The following is a 16,006-nucleotide window of genomic DNA, read 5'->3' as shown; positions in this document are numbered from 1 at the left end:
GGCAATTGAACTCAAAAGAATAAATGCTGCTTATAACGGTAATTTTAATGATTAAATAGTACCTATTTTTAATTTTTGTCAAAACTTCAAATTCACAAAAAAACCGTCTCGTTATCCTAAACGAGACGGTTTTTTAATACTGATATATTCCTATAATATTCAATAATAATTGGGACAACCGAAACATTTCACTTCCAAATCAAATTGATAGGTTACAGAGAGTTCATATATTCCACCTGTTTTACCTATTTTTGAAGTACTGAAATCATGGGAATAACCAAATTTAAAATGTTCATATTGCAATCCTCCAAAAGCATTTACCGAAGTCAAGAAATGACTGTTATCCGCTTTCTTCCCTGGATTTGTAGCTGCACTAACCCCGAAAAAAAACTTTTTAAAAACAAGCCCGGTTCCTAAATCAAATCGGCTGTATTGTCCTTGATGCATGTAATTAGACGTTAAAAGCATTTTGGTTTCATAAGGAAAATAGGTAATGTCTATGTAATCTCCCAGTAAGAATTCATATCCTGCATTGGCAGAGAAAAACATCCCTAACGGCACATTTCCGGTGTTTGAAAATGCGATATTAGGTTTATTAATGTGTTTTAGAGAAAGACCAAACCATGCTTCTTCATTGTTAAACAGCATTCCTGCCGAAAAATCAAAGAAAGTTACTTTTTCATTTAATAAAAGTGGATCTACACTCGATGTGTTAATGGTTCCTTGCCCAATGTTGATTTGGTCTTCTAAAACGATATTCTGAAAACCATACGATTTGTTTCCAAAGCCCATTTCTATTGCGGGTCTAAAAAACCAATCGTCATTTAATTGAACCCGATACGCATAATTAAAATTAACCTGGGTGAAATTATAATTCGTGAATTTTTCCCTGTGATTCAAAACATTTACCCCGATTCCGCTGTTGGCGTTTTCTAACCACGTATTGATGAAACCAAAATCTGAATCGACTCTAAAATTCAAATCAGGCCATTGCGTTCTGTGCAATATTCCAGCGTTAGTCGTTTCGAGGAATCCTGTAAATCCAGGATTCAACGTTTCGGGAACCATGAAATACTGTGTAAAAATGGGATCTTGCGCCTTAACCGTTAAAGAAAAAACAAACAAAATTATAAAAGTTGTAATTTTTATTTTCATTATGCTATTCTTATTTGATTAGTGTAAAAGGACCGTTTTCATTCATTATTTTCCCATAAAAAGTGGTTCCCTTTACTTTGTAATAATAATTTCCATTTTCCGATTCTCTTTCTTTTATTCTCCCATCCCATCCTTGTAATGTCTCTCCTTTTTCAGAATATATTAATTCTCCCCAAGTATCATACACATCGAGTTGAAGTGATTTCAATCCAACAAAAACCGGTTTAAAAGTTTCATTAATTCCATCTCCATTGGGAGTGAACCCATTTGGGATTACCATTTTATACCCTTTGTCAATAAGTAATGTTACAATATGCGTATAAATACATCCAAAAGGATAGGTAACGGTTTGTGTCACTACATAACTTCCTTCTTTGACGAAAGTATGAGTTGGATTTTCTTCACTTGAAACACTTCCGTCACCAAAATCCCAAGCAGTACTGCTATAATCTGCCGTAGCGGTATTCGTGAATTGTATAGGATCACTAATTGAAAAAGTACCAAAAGCAGCATACGAATACGAACTGGTTGTGAAGGAAGGCGTTCCTAATTTTGGAATAGCCACATTGAAAGTATAATTTGCAGTACAACCCAAGTTATCCGTAACGCCAAGAATAACCGTTCCGTTTTGATTGGTGTTCATCATTTCGTTGTTGACTCCGCTTACCGTTCCGCTGGACCAAGTCAGTTGATAAGGTGGAACTCCACCAGAAACTTGCGCCACAAAAGTTTGTTTGACAGATTTAGCATCACAATTAAAATCGGTTTTTGTTTCCACTCCAATTACTATTGGTGGTTGCCTGTTGATAACATATTCGGCAGTTTTTGAACAGCCTCTGCTGTCAATGACTGTAACCAAATAATTTCCTGCGGGAATAGTAGTTAAATCTTCGGTTGTAGCTCCGTTTGACCAAGTGTACGTGAAAGGTGGCGTCCCACCGGCAACTAGCAGATTGATCACGCCACTATTAGTATCATCACAGTCGAATGCATGGGTAACATTTGCCGAAAGCACTAATTTTTGAGGTTCCAATAGTATAAAAGTTCTGGTTATAATACAGGGTTTACTGTCGGTTATGGTTACAGTATAAAAACCCGGGCCTAGATTATTTCTAGTCAAACCTGCCGTACTTCCATCACTCCATACCAGTTTTAGTGGAGCAATTCCTCCTACTAAATTTAGATTTATACTGCCGTCATTCATTCCAAAACAAGAAATTTGTTTCACTACCGGATTGATGGTAAAAATGGGCGCTTCGGGTATGTTGACATTTAGCGTATTAACACAATTCAAAGCATCAGTAACTGTAATCAGATAATTTCCTGCCGAAAGGTTGTTTTGAAATAATCCAGTTGCTAAAGTACTCCATGTGATTTTATAAGGTGCAATTCCACCGGAAACAACTAAGCTAATTGATGCATTATTATCACCATAACAGTTGATTACAGTAGTGGTTGCCTTTATTATAATTTCTGAAGATTGTGTTACAAGAACCGATAGCTTTTTGGCACAGCCTGAATTATCCGTTACAGTCAAATCGTACGTCCCAGCGAAAATGGAACTTAGATTTTTATTGGAACTTGTAAATCTGTTTGGCCCTGTCCAAGCATAATTATAATCAAAAACGCCAGGAGAAATCTGGATTGGTGTTCCTCCCACTACATTAATATCGATCGCTCCAGTTGCAGTTCCAAAACATAAAACATTGGTCTGACTTACTAAATTTAAAACTAAAACAGGCGGCTCAGTAATTGTGAAAGTGGTTGTTACTGGGCCACAATTATTACTATCCGAAACCGAAACAGCATAGACGCCTGGACTTAAATTCGATAAATCTTCAGTGGTTGCAAAGGGTAAATTATCTTTAGTCCAAGCATACTTATAATTTACAGTACCCCCGGTTATTGTAATTGCTATTGCTCCATTGGCATTACCAAAACAGGTAATATCCTTTTCTAAATCGGTAGTAATAACGATGGCATCAGGTTCTGTAATTTTATAATTTTTTGAAAAAGGACAACCTCCATTATCTAAAACCGAAAGCGTATAATCTCCCGGCGACAGGTTAGAAATACTTGTTGCACTAGATATAAATCCGTTTGGTCCCACCCATGAAACTACGTATGGTGCGCCAACAGTAAAAGGAATTCCTCCCGTTAAATTAGTTTGTATTGAACCATTATTAATGCCAAAACAAGTACTATTTGTGAGGATACTATTTGGGTTTATCGATGGATTGACAGTTACAATAATTGTAAAATTAGTTCCAACGCAAGTTCCTGAAGTTGGAGTAACGGTATAAGTAACAGTTGCCGGACTAGTTGTTGTATTAATTAACGTTTGGCTAATATTATTTTGAGGAATTGTTACCGAAAAAGCGCCATTAACAGCATTCGAAGGATTAATTACCGGAGTTGTCCAAGTGTATGTGGTTCCAACCGGCACAATATCACCACTTGAATTATCTGGTGTAATTGTAAAAGCTGTGCCGCTGCAGAGTACTGCACTTTTACTTGCAATTACAGGATTTTGATTGATTTTGACCTCAGCTATATTAGAGGTGATACTTGAACATCCTCCCGAAGAAAGCGTCACCACACAATAATAATATAAAGTGCCAACATTTGTCGCTGGAGGATTATAGCTTGTAGTCGTTGCTCCGATAATTACGTTTCCTCCTGAAATTGTATTTACAGTATTTGAAAACCATTGGTATTGGGGTATTCCAGCGCCATTGACAAAGTCCACTTCCAAAAGATTCGGTATATTTCCTAGACAAATTATACTGGGTTTAGGTTGTTTTGTAAATGTCGGGGCAGAATTTACAATAACAGCAGACGCTGCACTGACAACTCCACATCCAATACCGCTTTGTGATATGACACAATAGTAATAAAGTGTACCTACCGATGCTGTTGGTGGTATGAAAATTGCATTCGTAGCATTTATAATTAAAACGCCTCCAGAATTTAGATTACTTGTATTCGAATACCATTGATACGAATAAGTACCAATTCCTCCAGTTACAGAAACGGTCAAATCTGATGGAACTCCATTTTGACATAAAGTCTGAGAAACTAATGGCTGAGTACTAATTATCGGATCTGTAACGACACTAATTTCAGAAGCATTACTAAATACGGAACCACAACCATTTCCTGAGAAGCTAACTTGACAATAATAGTAAAAATTTCCCGCGGTATTAAAAACAGGCGGTGTATAGCTGGCATTTGTGGCGCCAGGAATCAGAGTTCCTCCACTATTTGAATTTGTGGAGTTTGAAAACCATTGGTAAGTTGGAGTTCCTGTTCCTCCTGAATAAGTAATACTTAATGGAGTTTGAATAGTTGCACCAACGCAGAGACTTTGTGTTGGTGTTGGTTGTGTATTAATTATCGCTCCTGCATTGATGGTTACGGTGGCAGTATTGGATGTAATGCTCGAACATCCGCCGGAAGGCAAAGTGATGATGCAATAGTAGTAAAATGTTCCAGTAACTGTTGCTGGTGGATTGAAAGTAGCACTTGTTTCACTAGGAATTAAAGTGCCTCCAGAACTTGTTGTATTAGTATTGGAATACCATTGGTAGATTGGAGTTCCAGTCGCACCACTAACCGTAATGGATAAAGCAGTTGGGGTTCCGCCTTGGCAAACCGTACTCGAAGCGGGCTGTGTAATTGTGGGGGACGAAATTACGATAATTGCTGCTGTTGCACTGCTGACATTGCATCCTGAAGAGCTGTTTTGACTCACTACACAATAATAATATTTTGTGCCAACGGTATTTGTGAGCGGAGTATGACTATTGCTGGTTGCTCCCACAATTAATGTACCTCCCGTATTGGCATTGGTCGAATTACTGTACCATTGATAATTAAACGTTCCATTTCCTCCTGTTGCCGTAACATCTAGATTTAAAGGGGTTGCGGTTTGACAAAGGGTTTGTGTGGCAATGGGTTGTGCGCTAATTGTTGGATCTGCATAAACAATGACTTCGGCTACATTGCTGGTTGCTGGCAAACAACCATTTCCACTTAAAGATACTGTGGCATAGTAATAATAATTTCCTGAGCTTGTAAAAACTGGCGGACTGTAAGTGGCAGAAGTGGCACCGGCAATTGGAGATCCACCAATAATGGAATTGCTGGCATTGGAAAACCATTGGTAATTAACAGTACCAGTTCCACCCGAATAAGCAATAGTTAATGGAGTTGAAGTTACGCCAACACATAGATTTTGGGTAGGAGTGGGCTGGGTGGTAATTGTCGCATTGGGTAGTATGGTTACGGTTGCTGTATTGGTTTTAATATTGGAACAGCCTCCCGAAGGCAAAGTAATGATGCAATAGTAGTAAAATGTTCCAGCCGTTGTTGATGGTGGGGTATATGTAGCATTAGTTTCACCTGAAATTGCAGTTCCAGAGGTTGTATTGTTGGCAGTGTTAGAATACCATTGGTATGTTGGTGTACCAATAACTCCACTTGTCGTAAAAGATAAAACAGCAGGACTTCCTCCCAAGCAAACCGTACTGGAAGCGGGTTGAGCGGTTATTGCCGGAGCAGGATTTATGGTAATTACATAATTGGTCACTGTACCGGGACATCCACCCAATGAAGGTGTAATGGCATACGTAACAGTTCCTGGACTTGCATTGGTTGTAGAAATAGTTTGTATGGGTATTGTACTCGTTCCAGAAGGGGTAAATCCCGAAATTCCTGCCGTCGCTGTTGCCGTCCAAGAAAAAGTGGCTCCTGCGGGACTGGAAGTCAAGTTGACCAATGCCGTGCTGGAACCCGAACAAATGGTTTGGTTCAAGGGAGTATTGGTCAAAACAGGAGCGTCATTGATGGTGAAGGGTTTTATTGTCGTTGCCGAAGCACCACACTCGTTACTTACGATCAAGGATACCGTATAATTTCCAGCTGTAGCATAATTAATGGCTCCCGGAACGGCCAAGGCTGACGTTGCCGGTGATCCTCCCGGAAAACTCCAAGCATAGGTCAAAGTACTAGAAGCAGGGGCACAACTGCTTACTGTTGCCGTAGGATTTATAGTTGTTGGACCGCAATAATTGGCAAGTATCCCGTTTATTGCAGTAATTGTTGGTGGCTTTTTTACTTCAACTGTTTGTGATGTATTTACACTTCCACAAGAATTTGTTGCTGTTAATCTAATGGTATAAATACCTGGTATTGTAAAGTTATACGAAGCATTCTTTGTTGTTTGATTTGGAATTGCTATGGTTGTTCCACAATTTGCTGCAGCGTAAGTAACCGTCCATAAATAAGTGGGTGGTGTACAAGAATTTGTTTCTATAGTTGTATTGGTAGTTGTAATTGCTAAGGGTGCGCAACCAGAGATGTTGTTAAGGGTAAATAGAGGAGTTAATGGAGCTTCAATACAAATTTGTTGGGTTTTTATCATTACCGAACCACACCTATTAGCGGTTTTAATTGAAATCGTATAAGTTCCTCCTTGCGAAAAATTCAAACATAAAGGACTGGAACCTGATAACCATAAATTAGGATCTATACTTCCAAAATCATTTCCAATAGAGCCACTTACAACTGTATATCCTGTAGATGGTGAAATTGTCCAAACAAATTTTGGATTTGTATTACATGAATTGCTATTTCCATTATTTTCAAAACCTCCTGTTGTTGTATTATTCAAACAGATACTCGTGTTTGTGCAACCATTTGTAGGAATTGTGAAATTAGCAGTAGGTGGAGTTGAAACGTAAATTGGAACAACACCAACAGCAGATGTTCCACAAGGATTTTGAGCTACAATATTTGCTCGAAAAGAATTAGGGTATGAATTTGTACCATCAGAACTAGTAATACCACATGAAGTTTTTAAAAAAGTATGAGATATAGTAGCAGGTGGTGGATGATTATATGTGATTGGTGATGAACCATCATTAAAAGAAATAGTATAAGTTGTTCCAGAAGGATTATTTTCTGTTCCTGAAATAGGAAATGTTAATTGGGTAGAATTACAAATGTCAGTATTCCCTGGGTTTCCTAACGATACAGCTGGATTTGAACCAACAAAAACAACATATTTTTTTATTATTTCACAACTATTTGTACTTTGAATTGTATAAGTTAAATTCCAATAACCTACAGCATAAGTATGAGTAGTTGTAGTCCAAGAAGCCGAAGTAAAATTAGGGCTTCCGTCTCCCCAATCGATTGTGTAATTAGTATTTAAGGTTGAAGATGTCGAAGAAGTATTGGAAAAAGTAAATGGTGAAGTTACATTGCTACATATCCTAAAAGCAGGTATTCCATTAAATGTAGTTCCTGAACCAGTCCCGCTTAATGAGGCATCTGGCTGTGGATTTATAGTAATGACAGCAGTACCGGTTTCAGTAATTTCTGTAAGAGGTAAAGAGGCATCGTGCACACTCACTAAATTATAAATAAAAGTACCCGCTGTAATTGTTGGAGCAGAAACGGTAACACTATCTCCAGAAGTTGTAGTTGCTGTTAAAGAAGCTCCACCGTTAATGTTATAAGTAAAAACATAAGGACCAGTTCCTCCAGCACCTGTAAAGGTTATTTGGGGCTGAGTTGCATTCTGGCAAACAGCAGTTGTTCCAGAAATAGTTGCAGTTGGTGATACAAAAATATCGGCACTCGCAGGTACTATTCTTTTATCGATGCCTAAATGTGGGTAATTGCTTTTAGCATTTAAATTATTAACTGAAATTATCAAGACAAAAAGAAAAATAATCTTGTAAAGGTGTTTCATAATTGCGTATTAAATTAGTCATCGATTACAATCATTGCCATCCGGTAAAAATAAAATTTTAACAAATATAATGTAATGTTTTTCCGTTATGTTGCGGTTTCCCGTAAAGCTGTGTTATTTTTGTTATTATTTAAAAAAATACAACTCAATACTTAATTTACTAAAAATAAAACCAGCTTTCAATATCCAAATCTCATAAAAAAAGCCGTCTCGAAAAAACGAAACGGCTTCAATTATAACTATTTAATACTTACAAAATATAGTCCGTATTAATGAAATTGGATTCTTTACTGTTCAATAACTCTTGCAAAATGGCATTGTTATAGTCATTGTCTTTAGAAGCAACAAAAGTTCTGATAGAGAATGAACGCAATGCATCGTGAATACTCAACGTACCCACTGCGGAATCTTTTCTTCCTGTAAATGGAAAGACATCAGGTCCTCTTTGGCAAGAACTATTCAAGTTTACTCTACAAACAAGATTCACTAAAGTATCGATAAGCGGCGCAATGGTCTTGATGTCTTTTCCAAACAAACTTACTTGTTGTCCGTAATTAGACTCGGCCATATCATTCAATGGTTCTTGAATGTCTTTGAAAGAAATAATAGGCACAACTGGACCAAATTGCTCTTCATGATACACACGCATTTCCTTGTTTATAGGAAACAAAACTGCTGGAAAGATATAATTATCAGAATGCTCCCCTCCTTTTGCATTAATAACTTTTGCTCCTTTAGTAGTAGCATCATCTATTAGTTCCTGGATATAGGCCGGTTTTTCTTTTTCTGGCAAAGGAGTAAGAAATACTGATTTATCCCATGGATTTCCAAAAGTTAATGCATCCACTTTGGCTGCAAATCGTTTATTGAATTCGTCAGCAATAGATTCATGCACATATAATACTTTCAAAGCGGTGCAACGTTGTCCATTGAAAGACAAAGATCCCGCTATACATTCTTGGATAGCCAAATCTAAATCGGCATCCGGAAGGATTATCGCAGGATTTTTTGCTTCTAAACCTAATACCAAACGCAATCTGTTTTTGTTTGGATGTTGGTCTTGCAAAGCAATCGCTGATTTACTGTTACCTATCAACGCCAAAATATCAACTTTTCCAGATTTCATGATTGGTGAAGCCACTTCACGTCCTCTACCGTACACAATATTGATAGCTCCTTTTGGAAAACTGCTTCTGAACGCTTCTAACAAAGCAGATAGTAATAAAACGCCGTGTTTAGCCGGTTTAAAAATTACAGGATTCCCCATTATTAAGGCAGGAATAAGCAACGAAAAAGTTTCATTCAATGGATAGTTGTAAGGCCCTAGACACAATACAACACCTAGCGGTCCTCTACGAACCATGGCATTAATCCCTTGTACTTTAGAAAAATGAGCACTACGGGCGTTTAATTCTTTGTAACTTTCAATAGTGTCATAGATATACTCTACAGTTCTGTCAAATTCTTTTTCAGAATCACCCAATGATTTTCCAATTTCCCACATCAAAAGTTTAACAACTTCTGTTCGAGTCGTTTTCATTTGGGAAACAAAATTTTCCATGCATTTAATGCGATCCACAACTTTCATTGTAGGCCATAAACCTTGTCCGTTATTGTAAGCCGCAGATGCCGCTTCAACTGCTTCCATAGCCTCTGCTTCTCCCATAAATGGAATGGAACCCAATATAGTAGGTTCGTATTTTTCAGTAGATGAAATCGTAGAAAAAACGGGAGTGGTTTGACCGGTCCATTTTTTTAGCTCACCATTAATTAAATAAGTATCTTGATTTAGTAACGTATTAATTTGAAATTCTTCTGGTATAAAACTCATTATAGGTTGGTTATATTTAAATTTAATAAAAAGAGGCCTTCGTATTTATAGTATTATGGTTAAACGATATCGCCATTCCATTCTATAATCCCTCCCAATAAATTGTAGGTGTTTTTAAAACCCAGTTCGTTCATGATTTCGCAAGCTTTTGCACTTCTCATTCCGGAACGGCAATACACATAATAATTTTTACTTTTATCCAAAGCTTCTATTTCATCTATAAAACCCTGTCCCTTGTGAATATCAATAAGTATGGCATTAGCTATAATTCCATCATTCGTTTCGTCTTCGGTTCTCACGTCAAGTATTACTGCATTTTCATCAGCTTCGAATTGAGCAACCCAATCTTCTTGTGTTAAATTCATAGTATCTTTTTTTGTAAAAATACGAAGATTTTACCAAACAATAAACCTTCAATTTGTTAATTAGATAATATTCAAAAGAAAACGTTTTCGCAAAATAGTAACTATCAAGAAACTATAAATTCGGCGTTTATTTTTGCGAAAAATAGTCTATTAAATCCATCGGAAATACATAAAGCACATCACCTGATAATTCAGGAATCAATCTCTTTTTTCAATACTATCCTTGCAATACTCTTTTGATTTTTTAGACTACTTTTACAATATAACTGTTGCCAATTAAAATAACACCAAAATGCTTGATCCTATAAAGAAACTATTTCCTTCATTTTCTACTGAATTAATCAAAGATGTTGATGACAATGCTACTGTTCAATCCTTCAAAGCGGGCGATGTTATTATGCGAACTGGACAATACATAAAAAACACCGTTTTGGTTATCAGTGGCAAGATTAAGATTTACCGCGAAGATGAAAATGGCGGTGAATTTTTTATGTATTATTTACAACCCGGTCAAGCGTGCGCTATTTCTATGATTTGTGCTACCAAGAATGCAACAAGCCAAATTATGGCCAAAGTTGTTGAGGATATTGAATTGATACTGATTCCTTTGCCTCTAATGGACAAATGGATGATGCAACACCGCAGTTGGTATGAATTTGTAATTGATACTTATCGCAGCCGATTTGAGGAAGTGCTGGAAGTTGTTGACAGTATTGCTTTTAGAGCAATGGACGAGCGCTTGGAATTCTACCTGAAACGCCATTCCGATGCTTGTGGTTGCAACCATTTAAAACTTTCCCATCAAGAAATCGCATCCGAATTGAATACATCAAGAGAAGTCATTTCCCGTTTACTAAAAAAAATGGAACAACGCGGTTTGGTTAATTTACAGCGCAATAACATTGAACTTTTAAAATAAATCTTCCTAATGTGATAAATGTTACTGTTTGTCTAAAATTTACAGACAACCTTTGCAATAAAAAGTTTTAAAATGGAATATTTAGGCTATTTTGCATCAATTATCATAGGCCTTTCATTGGGTTTAATAGGAGGCGGCGGATCAATTCTAACCATTCCCATTTTAGTTTACTTATTTAAGATCGAACCAGAATTAGCTACTAGTTATTCGTTATTCATCGTTGGAGTTACCGCTTTATTTGGATGTATTAGCCATTATAAAATGGGGAATCTTAAAATTAAATCAGCACTGTACTTCGCCATTCCGTCGGTTTTTTCAATATTGATAATCCGGGAAGTTATTTTTCCAAAAATAGCGGCAACACTATTCTCTATTGCATCTTACCAAGTATCGAAAAGTTTTCTGATTATGATTGTTTTTTCCGTATTGATGATGGCCGCAGCTATATCCATGATACGCAAAACAAAACCGGTAATGGGCACTCCAAAAACAAACTACATACAACTGGGAATCATTGGATTTATAGTTGGAATTGTAACGGGTTTTCTGGGTGCAGGTGGTGGATTTTTAATCATACCAGCCTTATTATTTTTCGCTAATTTACCAATGAAACAAGCCGTTGGTACCTCTTTACTTATTATTTTCATCAACTCTTCAATTGGTTTTGGTGGCGATTTATACATTGGTACACCCATAAATTATCCTTTTTTACTGGAGATTACCGTCATAGCGTTTTTAGGAATGATCATAGGAATCAAACTTTCGAAAAAAATTGACGGTGCTAAACTAAAACCAATCTTTGGCTGGTTTGTATTAGTGATGGGAATTTACATCATTACTAAAGAGATTTTCTTTCATTAAAAAACAAAAAAGTATCCCGAGTTGGAATACTTTTTATTTTTTAATTTGAATATAATGCTAATGTTCCCCATACCCGATGTCGTCCATTTTACCGCTAAAAACTTTATACTGAATTATGAAGTACACAATAACTAAAGGCAAAGCGATAACAAACCAATACACGCCTACTGACAATCCATATTCTCCAGCAGCAGTATTGTAAATGGTTAATGATGGATTCACCGCATTGGTCGAAGGCAGGACATTCGGAAAAATAGAAGCCGTTGTTGCGGCAAATCCTCCTACGAGAAACATACTTGAAAAAAAGAATCCAAGTCCGTCCTTTTTAAATGTTTTTACTTTAAACAATCCAAAAATGCCTATAAATGCAATCAATGGAAATATCCAAAGAAATGGATTTTCAACAAAATTGTGAAACGGCTTGGGTTCGATTCTGTGCCAAATTAATAATGAAATAATTACCAATCCCAATAAGACAAAATTGAGTTTAAAAACCACCTCTTTTAATTTTGCATTCAAAGAAGAATTCGTTTTATAAATAATCCAGTTCGCACCATGAATCGTCAGCGTAACAGCACTAACCACTCCTAAAAACAGGGTAAACCAATCTATAATTCCCAATTGATCCGCTTTTGGACTAAAAGTTGGATTCCACAACGGCAAAAAGAAAAAATGGGCTTCCTGTGTTGAAACACCATTTTCTACCATTCCCAGATTTACACCGCGAACAATATTCCCTAAAGCCACGCCAAAAAATATGGCTAATAATAAACTCGCAATCCCAAAGGCTTTATCCCAAATGACTTCCCACATAGGATGATGAATCTGACCACGCAATTCCAAACCTACAGCTCTAAAGATAAGCAACCATAAAATCATCATTAAAGGCAAATAAAATCCACTGAATGAAGAGGCATACAACGTAGGAAAAGCAAAAAACAAAACCCCGCCTGCGGCAATTAACCATACTTCATTGGCATCCCAAAAAGGACCAATCGCGCTGGTTATCGCTTTTTTATCTTTCTCTGTTTTAGCAAAAAATAAATGAATAATTCCCGCTCCAAAATCATAACCATCCAGTACAATATAAACGGCCAAAATTCCCATTAAAACTACATACCAAAAGAATTCCATAATTTATTTATTTTCTGTTTGAGGTCCTTTATTTATAATTTTACCAACCAAGAGTAAAAACAACATGCCTAATAAGAGGTACAATCCTATAAATCCAAGCAACGTAAATAACGTATTTCCGGAGGAAACTGTTGGCGAAGCACCTTCGGCGGTGCGTAATAAATTATATACTAACCAGGGCTGTCTTCCTAATTCAGCAGTGTACCACCCAGTTGTATTCGCGATGTATGGAAATGGAAGCATAAAAAGCAGCGACCACAAAATCCATTTGGTTTCGAATAATTTTTTTCGAATGAGCTGAAAAACCGCAAAACCCATTAATCCGATAAAAACAGTTCCGAGCCCAACCATAATATGATACGCATAATACAATCCTGAAATATTAGTGGGATGATTTTCTTCTTTAAATTGATCTAGCCCTTTAATTTCGCTATGCCAGTTTCCATAAGTCAAAAAACTCAGAATATTAGGTACGGCAATTTTATTGTCCAATTTTTTGTCTTTTACGTCAGGTTGACCAATCAAAACAATTTCGGAACCCTCTTTTTCACTATGAAAAATTCCTTCCATAGCGGCAAAAGTAACGGGTTGGTATTTTACGACATTCTTGGCTAATAAATCTCCGGTGGGAACGGCAACGATAAGGCTTGAAGCCAATCCAAAAACCACTCCCGTTTTCACAAATAATTTCCCAAAAGAGACATTCTTTTTACTCAAAATATAAAAAGCGCCAATCCCTGCAACAACAAAAGAACTGGTTACCATAGAAGCTGCCTGATTGTGAAAATAGGAAGACCACAACCAAGGGTTTGTAAATAGCGCTGCAAAGTTATTCAGGACAAATTTACCATTAGCCAAAATTTCATAACCAACTGGATATTGCATCCAGGAATGCGTGGCAATGATTAAAAATCCGCTGGCCCAGGAACCTATAAAAATCAGTAATCCGGTGACAAAATGCCATTTATGCCCGATTAATTTTTCTCCAAATAAAAACAAACCTAAAAAGGAGGATTCCAAAAAGAAAGAAAACATGCCTTCCATAGCCAACGTTTGTCCAATGATTCCTCCCGTTAATTCCGAAAACTTAGCCCAATTGGTTCCAAACTGAAACTCCATCGGAATTCCGGTTACTACGCCCATCGCAAAATTAAGTGCGAAGATTTTCATCCAAAAATGGGTAGCCTGATTGTACTGTTCATTTTGGGTATGCAAAAACTTCCATTTGAAATAAATAATGATTAGGGAAAGTCCCATGGTCAATTGAGGAAACAAGTAGTGAAAGGTAATCGTAAATGCAAATTGCATTCGGTCGTAAAAAAGCATTTCTTCCATTCAAATATATTTTATCAGAGGTTTTGCAAATTTACCCATTATAAGTAACATTTCTTTTACAGAATCCAACTTTATTCTCTTCAATTTAGTAGATTTTCATATAGAAATATAGCGAATACTATTGGCGTCTTTTTTCCTGAAATTAAAAAAAGTTGTGTAACTTTAGTCACCAATTTTTCTTAGAAACAGAAGTACATTTGTACAGTAAATAAAAAATTGTAATCATGCAAATTGAACAAATATATACGGGTTGTTTAGCACAAGGCGCTTACTACATTACTTCAAATGGCGAAGCAGCTATAATTGATCCTCTTCGTGAAATTCAACCTTATTTAGATAGACTGGAACGCGATCAGGTAAAACTGAAATACATTTTTGAAACCCATTTTCATGCTGATTTTGTCTCCGGACATGTTGATTTAAGCAGAGAGACCGGAGCTCCAATTGTTTATGGTCCAAATGCAAAATGTGAATTTGAATGCGTTTCTGCAACAGATGGTCAGGAATTCACCATTGGAAACATCAAAATAAAAGCATTACACACGCCCGGACATACCATGGAAAGCACGACCTTTTTATTGATTGATGAAAACGGTAAAGAGTATGCTATTTTCTCTGGAGACACCTTATTTATTGGTGATGTGGGAAGACCGGATTTAGCCCAAAAAGCGGCACACATGACTCAGGAACAATTAGCCGCTATGTTATATCATTCGTTAAGAGACAAAGTGATGACTTTGGCTGACGATGTTATTGTATATCCGGCTCACGGTGCAGGAAGTGCTTGCGGTAAAAATATGAGTAAAGAAACCGTTTCCACCATTGGCAACCAAAAAGCAACTAATTATGCTTTGAGAGCGGATATGACTGAAGCCGAATTTGTACAGGAAGTAACCGAAGGTTTGTTGCCACCTCCAGCCTATTTTGGGATGAATGTAGCCATGAATAAAAAAGGATATGAAAGTTTCGAGAATGTATTACACTTGGGAATGCGAGCTTTATCTGTAACTGAATTTGAAGCTGCTGCCGAAGAAACCGGAGCCTTAATTTTAGACACCAGAAAAAACACTGATTTTGCCAAAGGATTTATTCCTCAATCTATAAATATTGGAATTGATGGCGATTTTGCTCCTTGGGTGGGTGCTTTAGTTGCCGATGTCAAACAGCCAATTCTAATCGTTTCCGAAGAAGGACAAGAAGAAGAAACCGTTACGCGCTTGAGTCGTGTGGGTTTTGATAACTTAATAGGTCATCTGGAAGGTGGTTATAATGCTTGGGCAAAAGCTGGAAAAGAAATTGACACCGTAAATAGAATTACTGCCGAACAATTTGCCAAAGAAGTAAAAATTGGCGAAAGTAAAGTAATTGATATACGTAAAGAAAGTGAATATTGTGCCGAACACGTTGAGGAAGCGTTTAGCAAGCCATTAGCGGCTATCAATGATTGGATCAAAGCCATTAATCCAAAAGAACATTTTTATTTGCATTGTGCCGGTGGCTATCGCAGCATGATTGCAGCTTCCATTTTAGAAGCACGTGGTTTTAGAAATTTCACTGAAATTGAAGGCGGTTTTAATGCTATTGCAAAAACAAATTTACCAAAAACAGATTTCGTCTGCCAAAGCAAAGTTTTGAAATAAAAGTAA

The 16,006-nt window shown here is 36.8% G+C and carries 9 protein-coding genes; 3 read left to right on the top strand and 6 right to left on the bottom strand.

Annotated features, from left to right (window positions below; translation table 11 throughout):
- Nucleotides 1-159 precede the first annotated feature (159 nt).
- The 4 genes from ACNQGG_RS08775 to ACNQGG_RS08760 form a co-directional block, all read right to left on the bottom strand.
- Nucleotides 160-1,155, bottom strand: a complete 996-nt coding sequence (locus tag ACNQGG_RS08775) for a PorP/SprF family type IX secretion system membrane protein (RefSeq protein WP_417963097.1) — start codon at nucleotides 1,153-1,155, stop codon at nucleotides 160-162.
- Between the two features lie 10 nt (nucleotides 1,156-1,165).
- Nucleotides 1,166-7,915: a PKD domain-containing protein gene (locus ACNQGG_RS08770; protein WP_417963095.1), complete on the bottom strand. Its 6,750-nt coding sequence runs from the start codon at nucleotides 7,913-7,915 to the stop codon at nucleotides 1,166-1,168.
- Between the two features lie 250 nt (nucleotides 7,916-8,165).
- Nucleotides 8,166-9,746, bottom strand: coding sequence for an NADP-dependent glyceraldehyde-3-phosphate dehydrogenase (locus tag ACNQGG_RS08765; RefSeq protein ID WP_417963093.1), 1,581 nt, complete (start codon nucleotides 9,744-9,746; stop codon nucleotides 8,166-8,168).
- 59 nt (nucleotides 9,747-9,805) lie between these two features.
- A complete protein-coding gene (locus ACNQGG_RS08760) occupies nucleotides 9,806-10,111 on the bottom strand; it encodes a rhodanese-like domain-containing protein (RefSeq protein ID WP_417963091.1) in 306 nt (101 codons plus the stop codon).
- A 292-nt stretch (nucleotides 10,112-10,403) separates the two neighbouring features.
- Here ACNQGG_RS08760 and ACNQGG_RS08755 point away from each other — a divergent pair, with 292 nt between their 5' ends.
- The gene (locus ACNQGG_RS08755) at nucleotides 10,404-11,030 is read left to right on the top strand and encodes a Crp/Fnr family transcriptional regulator (protein ID WP_417963089.1); all 627 of its coding nucleotides are present in this window, start codon (nucleotides 10,404-10,406) and stop codon (nucleotides 11,028-11,030) included.
- 72 nt (nucleotides 11,031-11,102) lie between these two features.
- Nucleotides 11,103-11,891: a sulfite exporter TauE/SafE family protein gene (locus ACNQGG_RS08750; protein WP_417963087.1), complete on the top strand. Its 789-nt coding sequence runs from the start codon at nucleotides 11,103-11,105 to the stop codon at nucleotides 11,889-11,891.
- 57 nt (nucleotides 11,892-11,948) lie between these two features.
- Here ACNQGG_RS08750 and cydB read toward each other — a convergent pair whose 3' ends face one another.
- Both cydB and ACNQGG_RS08740 read right to left on the bottom strand, forming a co-directional pair.
- Nucleotides 11,949-13,025 carry a cytochrome d ubiquinol oxidase subunit II gene (gene cydB / locus ACNQGG_RS08745; protein ID WP_417963085.1) on the bottom strand — a complete coding sequence of 359 codons (1,077 nt, stop codon included), beginning with the start codon at nucleotides 13,023-13,025 and terminating at the stop codon, nucleotides 11,949-11,951.
- Between the two features lie 3 nt (nucleotides 13,026-13,028).
- Nucleotides 13,029-14,360 carry a cytochrome ubiquinol oxidase subunit I gene (locus ACNQGG_RS08740; RefSeq protein WP_417963083.1) on the bottom strand — a complete coding sequence of 444 codons (1,332 nt, stop codon included), beginning with the start codon at nucleotides 14,358-14,360 and terminating at the stop codon, nucleotides 13,029-13,031.
- Nucleotides 14,361-14,584: 224 nt separating this feature from the next.
- Here ACNQGG_RS08740 and ACNQGG_RS08735 point away from each other — a divergent pair, with 224 nt between their 5' ends.
- Entirely contained in the window at nucleotides 14,585-16,000 is a 1,416-nt protein-coding gene (locus ACNQGG_RS08735; RefSeq protein WP_417963081.1) for an MBL fold metallo-hydrolase, read from the top strand.
- The last annotated feature ends 6 nt before the right edge of the window (nucleotides 16,001-16,006 follow it).

Source organism: Flavobacterium esculini (genome assembly GCF_048284325.1).
Classification (GTDB): domain Bacteria; phylum Bacteroidota; class Bacteroidia; order Flavobacteriales; family Flavobacteriaceae; genus Flavobacterium.
This window is presented reverse-complemented; position numbering and strand designations above follow the sequence as displayed.

What these genes read in the sequence shown, in the direction of transcription:
- ACNQGG_RS08755 (WP_417963089.1), top strand. Translation starts at nt 10,404, where the DNA reads ATGCTTGATCCTATAAAGAAACTATTTCCTTCATTTTCTACTGAATTA.
- ACNQGG_RS08750 (WP_417963087.1), top strand. Translation starts at nt 11,103, where the DNA reads ATGGAATATTTAGGCTATTTTGCATCAATTATCATAGGCCTTTCATTG.
- ACNQGG_RS08760 (WP_417963091.1), bottom strand. Translation starts at nt 10,111, where the DNA reads ATGAATTTAACACAAGAAGATTGGGTTGCTCAATTCGAAGCTGATGAA.
- ACNQGG_RS08740 (WP_417963083.1), bottom strand. Translation starts at nt 14,360, where the DNA reads ATGGAAGAAATGCTTTTTTACGACCGAATGCAATTTGCATTTACGATT.
- ACNQGG_RS08770 (WP_417963095.1), bottom strand. Translation starts at nt 7,915, where the DNA reads ATGAAACACCTTTACAAGATTATTTTTCTTTTTGTCTTGATAATTTCA.
- ACNQGG_RS08735 (WP_417963081.1), top strand. Translation starts at nt 14,585, where the DNA reads ATGCAAATTGAACAAATATATACGGGTTGTTTAGCACAAGGCGCTTAC.
- cydB (WP_417963085.1), bottom strand. Translation starts at nt 13,025, where the DNA reads ATGGAATTCTTTTGGTATGTAGTTTTAATGGGAATTTTGGCCGTTTAT.
- ACNQGG_RS08775 (WP_417963097.1), bottom strand. Translation starts at nt 1,155, where the DNA reads ATGAAAATAAAAATTACAACTTTTATAATTTTGTTTGTTTTTTCTTTA.
- ACNQGG_RS08765 (WP_417963093.1), bottom strand. Translation starts at nt 9,746, where the DNA reads ATGAGTTTTATACCAGAAGAATTTCAAATTAATACGTTACTAAATCAA.